The organism is Paenibacillus elgii NBRC 100335 (assembly GCF_004000865.1).
Taxonomy (GTDB): Bacteria; Bacillota; Bacilli; order Paenibacillales; family NBRC-103111; genus Paenibacillus_G; species Paenibacillus_G elgii.
This window is the reverse complement of sequence record NZ_BIMB01000030.1, coordinates 77,234-85,874: the sequence shown is the minus strand read 5'-3', so window position 1 is coordinate 85,874 and position 8,641 is coordinate 77,234. Positions and strand designations below refer to the sequence as shown.

Sequence of the window (8,641 nt, the reverse complement as noted above, 5' to 3'; positions counted from 1 at the left end):
GAGCCTATATTCGTGACGCTTGCTGCGGCGGGAGCGGCTCCCCGCACGGTATGGGCCGTGCCCTCGGCAGTCGGCCTGTCTCCGCTAGTATGACTTGACCGTCAGTTGGTCCAGGCTCTTGAATTCGTAGCCCTGCTGCCGGGCGCCGTCGATGATTCTTCCCAGCGCGTCCGCGTTATCTTTGGATACCGTGTGCAGCAGGATCACAGCTCCGGGGTGAAGCTGGGCCATGACTTGATTGTAGGCGTAATCGGCCCCTTTTTGCGCCCTCGTATCCCAGTCCTTGTACGCGACCGACCAGAATACGCTCGTATACCCGAGCTCCTTGCTAACCGCGAGGCTGCGGTCGTTGAAGATGCCCCGCGGCGGGCGCAGGTAGATCATCGTCTGCCGTCCGGTAATTTGCGCAGCGTCCGCTTTTACCTTCTCCAGCTCGTCCTTGATTTTGTCGCTCGAAATCTGAGTCATGTCGGGATGGCTCCACGAATGGTTGCCGATCAGGTGGCCTTCGGCCGCCATGCGCCGCAGCAGCTCCGGCTGATCCTTGATGTAGTGACCGGTGACGAAAAAGATCGCGGGGACCTTTTTTTCCTTCAGCACGTCGAGCACGCGGGCGGTATACCCGTTCTCGTAGCCGTTATCGAAGGTGAGATACAGCTCCTTTTGCGTCGTATCCCCGAGAAAAATAGCCCCGTGCTTCTCCACAGTGGGCTTGAAGCCTTCTTCGTCGATGGAGGGACGGCTGCCGTTCTTACTCTTCTTAAACCCGAAATGGTAGGCGCCGTCCCCTGCGGCGGCCGCTTGGACCGGGACCGCTGCCAGCAGACCGGCCAGCAGGAGGGTGGCAATTGCGATACGTTTCAAGGGTTGGGCTCACTCCTTCTTGTTTTTGTCAGCTAGAAGTCATTATCCCTCGTCCCCTGAAAAATATGTGCCTTCTCCGGCTTTAGTGAAACCAATGATCAATCGAACTCGTCCATAACATGTAAATATTTACTGAATTTAAAAAAGGAGGATTTTGCAGCATTCATGCTTCGGTTCAATCGCTTGCTTATGGTTGCATTGTTGTCGGTTGCCCTGCTATCCGGCTGCTCAGACAAAACGGAACCCCTGCTCCCGGAACTGGGGAAAGAAAAAGTAAGTATCAAAGTTGCCTATTACGATAAGAATGCATTTTACCAGCAGTATGGAAATTTATTTATGAGCCGGTTCCCGAACATTAGTGTGGAAGTCGTTTCCACCGAAAGCCTTTTTCATCCTGATAAAGATGTGATGGCTGAATTTCAGAAGCTGATGGACAGCGAGCAGCCGGATATCATCTATTTCCAGACGATGGATCTGTTCCAAGAGGCTATTCGCAAGGGCGAGCTTTACGGATTAAACGAGATCATCAAACAAGATAAGTTTGATATCGAGAATATGTTGCCCGGCGTGACCGAGTTGATTAAAGCGAAAGGCGAAGGAACGCTCTACGGGCTGGCGCCCACTTTTTCCAGCCAGGCTATCTATTACAATAAAGACTTATTTTCGGAATACGGGGTCCCTTTCCCGAAAGATCAAATGACTTGGGAGGAGTTAGTTCAACTCGCCCGGCGATTTCCTTCGAACGGGCAAGGAAACGAGCGGATTTACGGTTTTGCTCCTTCCTACCCCGCCGCAGCACAGGTCGGGTTTCATTATTTGAGCAGCATCGCAGCGGCCAAGGGGCTGTCGTTTGTCGATCCTGGCCAGATGAAGGTTACCATTCGTACGGAAGAGTGGAAACAAGCAGCCCAGTTGACCGTAGAAGGGATGAAATCAGGGGCATTCTATGTACCGCAAAAAAATCCCGCAGCGAACCAAGGGAAGCCAAAGACTATGGAGGATGTTCTAAAAAGAAACTTGTTTATTACAGGAAAAGCAGCCATGATTTTAAGCTCTTCCAACTTCATGGAAACCATTCAACGGGCCAAAGATACGCTGAAGGATGTCTCCCCCGTGAATTGGGAGATCGCGACGGTGCCGATCGATCCGCGTTCCCCGGACGCTTCCCATGCCATGTCCGTATCGAGGATATTCTCGATCAACGCCAAGTCGGCCAATATCCGCGCAGCCTGGGAGCTGGTCAAATTTATTAACAGCGATCAAATGGCAAAAACAAACGATAACAGTTCTCCTGGCGAATTGCCTTCCAGATCGGCTTATTTAAAAGAACGCGATGGCCATAGCCTCGCCTCTTTCTACAAGCTTAGGCCGAGTGAAGCAAGTCTCAACAAAGATTTGGAAAATGTTCCACAAAGTTTCTTTCCTTCCTTTGACCAATTAGTCTCCCAAGAACTCCAACAAGTGGTTGAAGAAAAAAAATCGTTGGACGACGCCTTAAAAACGCTGCAGGAAACCGGGCAGCAGGAACTCGAAAAAGCAAAGCAGGCAAAGAACTAAATTTAACAACTCCAAAAAACCGGAGACGCTGCCTCCGGTCCTCTTTAGGATTTACGTATATCTATAAGCCCCAATATCAATCCATCTCCATCGGATGAGGGTAACCGTAAGCGCCGTAAAAGGTGCAGGTCTTTGCCGCGCAATCCGCGGCGTAATCGAGGGCCGACTCCATCCCGCCGTGTTGGATGTACGCGGTAAGAAAACCGGCGATAAAGCTGTCACCAGCACCCATCGTATCGACAACTTCGGTCGGCTTAACGCCCTGAACATAGCGCTCACCGTTTCGCGAAAACAAAGCTCCTTTGCCCCCCAGCGTAATGCCAACGATTTCGACTCCGAGACGATGGCAAGCTTCAATCAACGGGTCGAGCTGATCATCCGGCAGGTCCGCGCCGGAGAAAAAGGCATATTTGATATGAGGGCATACCCTCTGCAAATAGTCCGTGCCGACATTCGTCGAAAAGTCGAATGAAATGTCGCACGCGGTTTTGATCTGAGCGAGCTCTCCTTCGATATTGGAATAGCAGCTTGTATGACATACGTCGAATTGAGAAATGTACTCCATATCGTGAGGAGTCAGCCTTAAGCGAACGATGTGCTGCGCCGTATTTTTCGGGCCGCCTACGAAGACGCGATTTCCATCGACCAGTTGAACACCAGGTGAACCGCTCGGAGCGTACACTTGTCGGGAGAGCTCATAGCTTACCTGCTCGTGGTCAAGAGATTTCCTGATATGCTCCGCTTTTTTGTCGTTCCCGAAGACGCCGATGTACGCGCATTCTTCGAAACCGTTTCTTTTGCAATTGACTGCCACATTGACCGCGTTTCCGCCCGGATAATACAGCTGTTGATCCAGATAGCAATCGACGACATTGTCTCCAATCGCAATCATTTTCATAATTACGGCAACCTCCCTTGATTCAGGCTCGTTCACCCTTTTACCGAGCCTGCGGCAATTCCTCGGATAAAGTATTTTTGCATAAAGATAAACAACAGAATCAGCGGCAGCGCCGACATGACCAAGCCTGCCAGCAGCACGCCCCAATCCGTGGACAGAGCGTCTTTAAAGCTCATCAGCCCCGCCGGAATCGTCTTGTATTTTTCGGAATCAATGAAGATGATAGCGAATAAAAATTCGTTCCATGCATAATAAGCGATCAGGATGGTCGAAGTCAAAATAATCGGAGTCGACATCGGCATGAAGATGCGCCAATAAATTTGGAACGCGGTGCAGCCGTCGATTTTCGCTGACTCCTCGATTTCTTTGGATACGCCGAGAAAGTACGAACGGATCAGCAGAACGATAAGCGGCAGCCTGAATGCGATATAAGGCAAAATTAACGCCAGAAGCGTATTGTGCAAATGCGTTTGCTGCAACAGGATGTAAAGCGGCACAAGACACACTTGCGGGTTAAGCATCATTCCGCCCATAACGAACAGCAGTGCCGCTCTGTCGAATTTGAAAGAATATCTGCTGAGACCGAAGGCGCACAGCGATGCAAGCAGGACGACACCCGCGATTGTGCTGATCGTCACGATGCCACTGTTCACAAAGTAGTTGGCCACGCCTTTGCTCCAGGCGGTCGCATAATTGGAGAACAGCCATTTGCTCGGCAGCCCCCAGACCGAGCCGAAGATTTCATCGTAGCTTTTGAACGACGAGGCGAGCATCCAGGATAATGGATAAAGGATTACGACAACACCCGCGGCGAGCAATAATAAAATGATCGTTTTACTAATGCTGAATTTGGCTGTCACAGATTAATCCCCCTTGCCTGTTCTGAAAAATACAGTCTGCGCGAAAGCCAGTACAGCCGTGATAAGAAACATCAGCATGGCAATCGTAGAGGCATAGCCCATGCTGTCTTTGAAAAATCCGGTTTGATACATATGAACCGCGATCGTAATCGAGCTCGTTCCGGGACCGCCGCCTTTCGTCATAATAAACGGTTCGTTAAATACCATGAACGCGCCCGTGATCGTAATGACCGAAGTTACGAAACACATCTCCTTCACCTGAGGCAGCGTGACGTTGAAGAAGCTTCTGATCTTCCCGGCGCCGTCGATTTTAGCCGCCTCGTATAGATCGGCCGGTATTTTCTGAATAGCGACGATGAACAGCATCATGCAGTAGCCGACGCTTTGCCATTGCGAAACCGCGATGACGGCATAAATCGCCGTGGAGCCCGATCCAAGCCACGGTTTCGCCCAGCTGCCGAGCCCGATCGCTTCCAGAAAAAGATTGAGCAGACCGTCGGTAGGATGATACACAAACGTAAACAGCAAGCAAATGACGGTGATCGAAATCACGACCGGGATAAAATAAATCGTCCGGAAAAAAGGAGAAATTTTGCGGAAGGCTTCGTCTTCTAATACGGCGGCCAAAATCAGCCCGAACCCCACCTGAAAAATGACCGAGATGACAGCGTATTTTACATTGTTGATTAGAGCGGTAACGATAACGGGGTCGGAAAAGAGCATTTTGTAATTGTCCAATCCGATAAAGCTTCTTTTCCCCGAAAGCATGGAAAATTCCTGAAAGCTGTAAACCAGGTTTTGTATGAGTGGCATATAGACGAACAACGCCAGCATGAGCAGGCACGGAAAAATAAACAAAAAAGGAGCCAGCTTGCTTGATTTCACTTTGTCTCCTCCGATCTATCACCTATCAGGAGCATTGGTTTGGTAAAAACCGAGTCGCAATGCTCCCTCGTTCCAATCCGTTCGTTACTTTGCACTTTGAAGCAATTTGGCCGCCTTCTGCACGCTTTCCATAACCTGCTGAGGCGTCATCGACTTGGACGCCATCGCTTGGCCGCCTTTCATGAAGGCGTCCGCTATGGCAATGTTCATCGCATTGTCGAGCCAAGGCGTCGTCTCGGAAGCGTTCATAATGACATCGACCGCTTCCAAAGTTCCCTTCGGAGAGTTCTCGGCGGTGGCGGAGCCTTTCACGGCGGTCATTGCCCCGGCATCCTTCTGGAATTTCGCCGCATTTTCAGGCGATACGATAAATTTCACAAACTTCTCGGCGAGCTCCTGATGCTTGCCTGTATTGCTGATCATGAATCCTTCCGGAGCCCCGGTTAACGCCCCCGGATTGCCCTTGCCTTCGGGAAACGCAGGGAAATTGAAAAAGTCGAAATCCAGCTTGGGGTTTTTCGTCAAATAGCCGAGCTCGGCAAACTGCAAATACATGACCGGCACCTTTTCCGCGATAAACAGATTTCTGGCGGCCTCGTGATCGATGGATGTCGCGGCCGGCCCCATGTAAGACACCAGCTTGTCCCAATATTCAAGAACTTTTACATAGCCGGGGTCCGAATATTGCGCCGTTTCCGTCTTGTAATCCTTCGCGATGACCTCGGGGCTGAGCATCCGCTGGTTCATCGTGCCCAAGTAGTGACTGACGGCCCATGTATTTTGCAGCCCTTCCATGAGTGGTGCGTCGTATCCGGCGCCCTTCAGCTTATCTAGCGCGGCAATTAGTTCGTCCCACGTCTTCGGCTTCTGTATGCCCGCCTTTTCGAACGCTTTTTTGTTATAAAAGAACGCCTTTCCGTCCATCGTAAACGGAACGCCGTAAATTTTGCCGTTAAACGTGAACGGCTTGATCTGCGATTTAATAATCGTATTCGCCCAGGTCGCATCGGAATCGAACATGGACGTGACGTCTTTAACCTTTCCGGAAGACACCAGGTTTTCCGCAAAGCTGTCGGACCAGGAAGTGAATACGTCGGGGATGTTGTTGGAAGAAACGAGCACCTTGATCTTTTCTTTGTAGCTGTCGTTCAGCACCGATTCCATTTCAATCTTCACGCCGGGATTTTGCTTCTCGAACTCCTTCACAATGTAGTTGAAATAAGAATTTCTCGGTTCGCTGGGCCAGCGGTGGAAAAATTTTAGCGTGACCGTCTGTTGGTCCTTCGACCCCGCCTGATCCCCGTTCGTGGAGCTGCAGGCTGCCGTCAGTAAAATGAGAACGCTTGCAAAGATTGCGGTTGTTTTTCTTTTCATAGATGATTTCACACCTCCGCTAAAGATAGACTCCGTTTGGATACGTCAATCCCCGCCTGCCGCTTCTTTGCCGCCGCTTTGGTTATGGCGGTAGTTCCCGAACCGGGAAACGCCATAACCAAAACATACGACAGCCTATCTTTTGATTCAAGCGGCAAATATTAATAGTCCATTTTCCACATGTAACGGCGGACGGAAAGCGGGTGTCCTCTAAATTCCGACAAATACTGAGCGTACTGTCTGAGCACAACGCCGGCGACCAGATTGGCGAAATAATTGCGCACTTCGGCCGAGATGCCTTCCATATCGAACGTTTCCGCATCGATAAGTACGATTTTGTCGGAGAATTTCTGGCAGAAATCATGTGCGCGGTCGTCCATCAGACGCGTCTCGCCGATTCCTTTGATGATAATGAAAGGTACGTCGTAATCGGTAACTTCGAACGGCCCGTGGAAGTATTCGCCGGCATGAATCGCGCTGGAATGAATCCACTGCATCTCTTGAAGAAGACAAATGGCGAACGAGTAAGCCAGCGAGTAATTGATGCCGCTCGCCATCGTGTAAATGATCGGCTCCCGCTTGTAATCGCTTCCGAAAGCTTTAGCCGCTTCCAGTGTATTGGCTTTGTTTCGTTCGAACACGTCGTGAAGGCTTGTCTCGACGGAGGCCACGGCGCGGGCATACTTTTCGTTCGGATAGAGCGTATTGAGAATGCCGAAGATCAATCGGTATAAAATGCCGTAATTGTTTTCTTCCGCACGCGCCTCTGTTCCCCAGTCGTAATGCAGTCTGTATTCGGCCGCGTTCCAGAGCGGCGAGTCGACAAGATGGGAAAGGCTAATTGTCAACGCGCCTTTGGAACGGGCAAATTCCGTCGCTTCGACGGTTTCAGGCGTATTGCCGGAATGAGAGCAGGAGATCACGACGGATTTGTCGTTAAGCGCTTTCGGAGATCGAAGAATAAATTCGTTGGATGAGTAAACAGCCGAAGGAATATCGATTTCTCTGTCAAGAATGTACTGCGCCGGGGTGAGAGTCGCCATCGAGCCGCCGCATGCAACAAAGTAAATGTTGCCGATTTCACGTGATTTTACTGCCTCGATCGCCGCTTTCAGTTGTTGTGCATGCTCTTGATTCATAGAAATTGTAGCCTCCTGTTTGCTTATATTCGTCACGTTACATCTCATAATGTATCGTATTGTAACGTGATGTACGTTATGTTACTATAGATCTTGTACAAATTCAACAGCAAAATAAAAAAATATCCCCGGAGACGATTGTGCAGCGATGTCGTTATACTCTTCCCGCGTAATGGTTTATAATGTGGGTAAGTTCTAATATATCCCTGGTGCTCCGTTACGGAGATTAGATTCGAGAAGGTGGAAATATGAGCAGACTGGACCAAGACAATGTTGTGCCGATGTATATTCAGTTGAAGCAGATTATTAAGGACGAACTGGCCAGCGGTAAGCTCAAGCCTGGACAGAAGCTGCCTACGGAATTTGAATTGTGCGAGATGTACTCGATCAGCCGCCGGACGGTTCGATCGGCGATTAACGAGCTTATTGAGGAGGGGCTGCTCACCCGGAAGCAAGGTAAGGGGACCTTTATCAGTTCTAACAAAATCGAAAGAGAGCTCGGGCCCATCCTGGGGTTTTCGGAAATATGCAAGATGAACGGACTAGCCGCTTCCTCGGAGGTCATCGAGCAAAAACGAATCGAAGCCAGCCCGTCGCTTGCAACGGCAATGGGTGTTCCCGTCCATTCCGAAATCGTTTCCATCAAGCGCGTCATGATGGCCGATAACGTGCCCGTCATGCTGGACTTCACGTATCTTCCTCCCCAATATATGTCGCTGCTGGACGAAGACCTGACGAACAAATCGCTCTATGCGACGCTGCGGGATCAATTTCACGTTGTTCTGAACAGGACTCGGAGATCGATCCAGATTGTGTTTGCCGATGCGTTCCAATCCAAACATTTGAAGGTAAAAAAAGGATATCCTCTCTTGATGATTCAGGGACCGGTATACTCCCCCGACATGAAAGTCATCCATTACGGAGACCAATACATCGTCGGCGATAAAATAAAATTTTATATCTAACCCCAAAACAAAAAAGCCACGATTAACGTGACTTTTCATGAGACGATATTCTTGTCTTAGAACACGGCGTTTCCCCGGAACAACCGCTCCCGCAGCAGC

General features: G+C 50.0%; 8 protein-coding genes. 2 read left to right on the top strand and 6 right to left on the bottom strand.

The window, feature by feature from the left end:
* Positions 1-84: 84 nt before the first annotated feature.
* Positions 85-864, bottom strand: coding sequence for a delta-lactam-biosynthetic de-N-acetylase (pdaA, locus tag PEL01S_RS21245; protein ID WP_127461727.1), 780 nt, complete (start codon positions 862-864; stop codon positions 85-87).
* Positions 865-1,029: 165 nt separating this feature from the next.
* On the opposite strand from pdaA, the gene PEL01S_RS21240 reads away from it, so the two are divergent.
* Positions 1,030-2,421: an ABC transporter substrate-binding protein gene (locus tag PEL01S_RS21240; protein WP_127461726.1), complete on the top strand. Its 1,392-nt coding sequence runs from the start codon at positions 1,030-1,032 to the stop codon at positions 2,419-2,421.
* A gap of 76 nt (positions 2,422-2,497) precedes the next feature.
* Here the strand turns inward: PEL01S_RS21240 and PEL01S_RS21235 are convergent, their stop codons facing one another.
* From PEL01S_RS21235 to PEL01S_RS21215, 5 genes are all read right to left on the bottom strand, one after another.
* Positions 2,498-3,319 (bottom strand): PfkB family carbohydrate kinase, encoded by an 822-nt coding sequence (locus PEL01S_RS21235; RefSeq protein WP_127461725.1) that lies wholly within the window; start codon positions 3,317-3,319, stop codon positions 2,498-2,500.
* A gap of 32 nt (positions 3,320-3,351) precedes the next feature.
* Positions 3,352-4,179 carry a carbohydrate ABC transporter permease gene (locus tag PEL01S_RS21230; RefSeq protein WP_063185261.1) on the bottom strand — a complete coding sequence of 276 codons (828 nt, stop codon included), beginning with the start codon at positions 4,177-4,179 and terminating at the stop codon, positions 3,352-3,354.
* Between the two features lie 3 nt (positions 4,180-4,182).
* The gene (locus PEL01S_RS21225; RefSeq protein WP_108532443.1) at positions 4,183-5,013 is read right to left on the bottom strand and encodes a carbohydrate ABC transporter permease; all 831 of its coding nucleotides are present in this window, start codon (positions 5,011-5,013) and stop codon (positions 4,183-4,185) included.
* Positions 5,014-5,148: 135 nt separating this feature from the next.
* Positions 5,149-6,438 (bottom strand): ABC transporter substrate-binding protein, encoded by a 1,290-nt coding sequence (locus PEL01S_RS21220; protein ID WP_063185263.1) that lies wholly within the window; start codon positions 6,436-6,438, stop codon positions 5,149-5,151.
* Between the two features lie 161 nt (positions 6,439-6,599).
* A complete protein-coding gene (locus PEL01S_RS21215) occupies positions 6,600-7,577 on the bottom strand; it encodes an SIS domain-containing protein (protein ID WP_063185264.1) in 978 nt (325 codons plus the stop codon).
* A 248-nt stretch (positions 7,578-7,825) separates the two neighbouring features.
* On the opposite strand from PEL01S_RS21215, the gene PEL01S_RS21210 reads away from it, so the two are divergent.
* Entirely contained in the window at positions 7,826-8,542 is a 717-nt protein-coding gene (locus PEL01S_RS21210) for a GntR family transcriptional regulator (RefSeq protein ID WP_063185266.1), read from the top strand.
* Positions 8,543-8,641 lie beyond the last annotated feature (99 nt).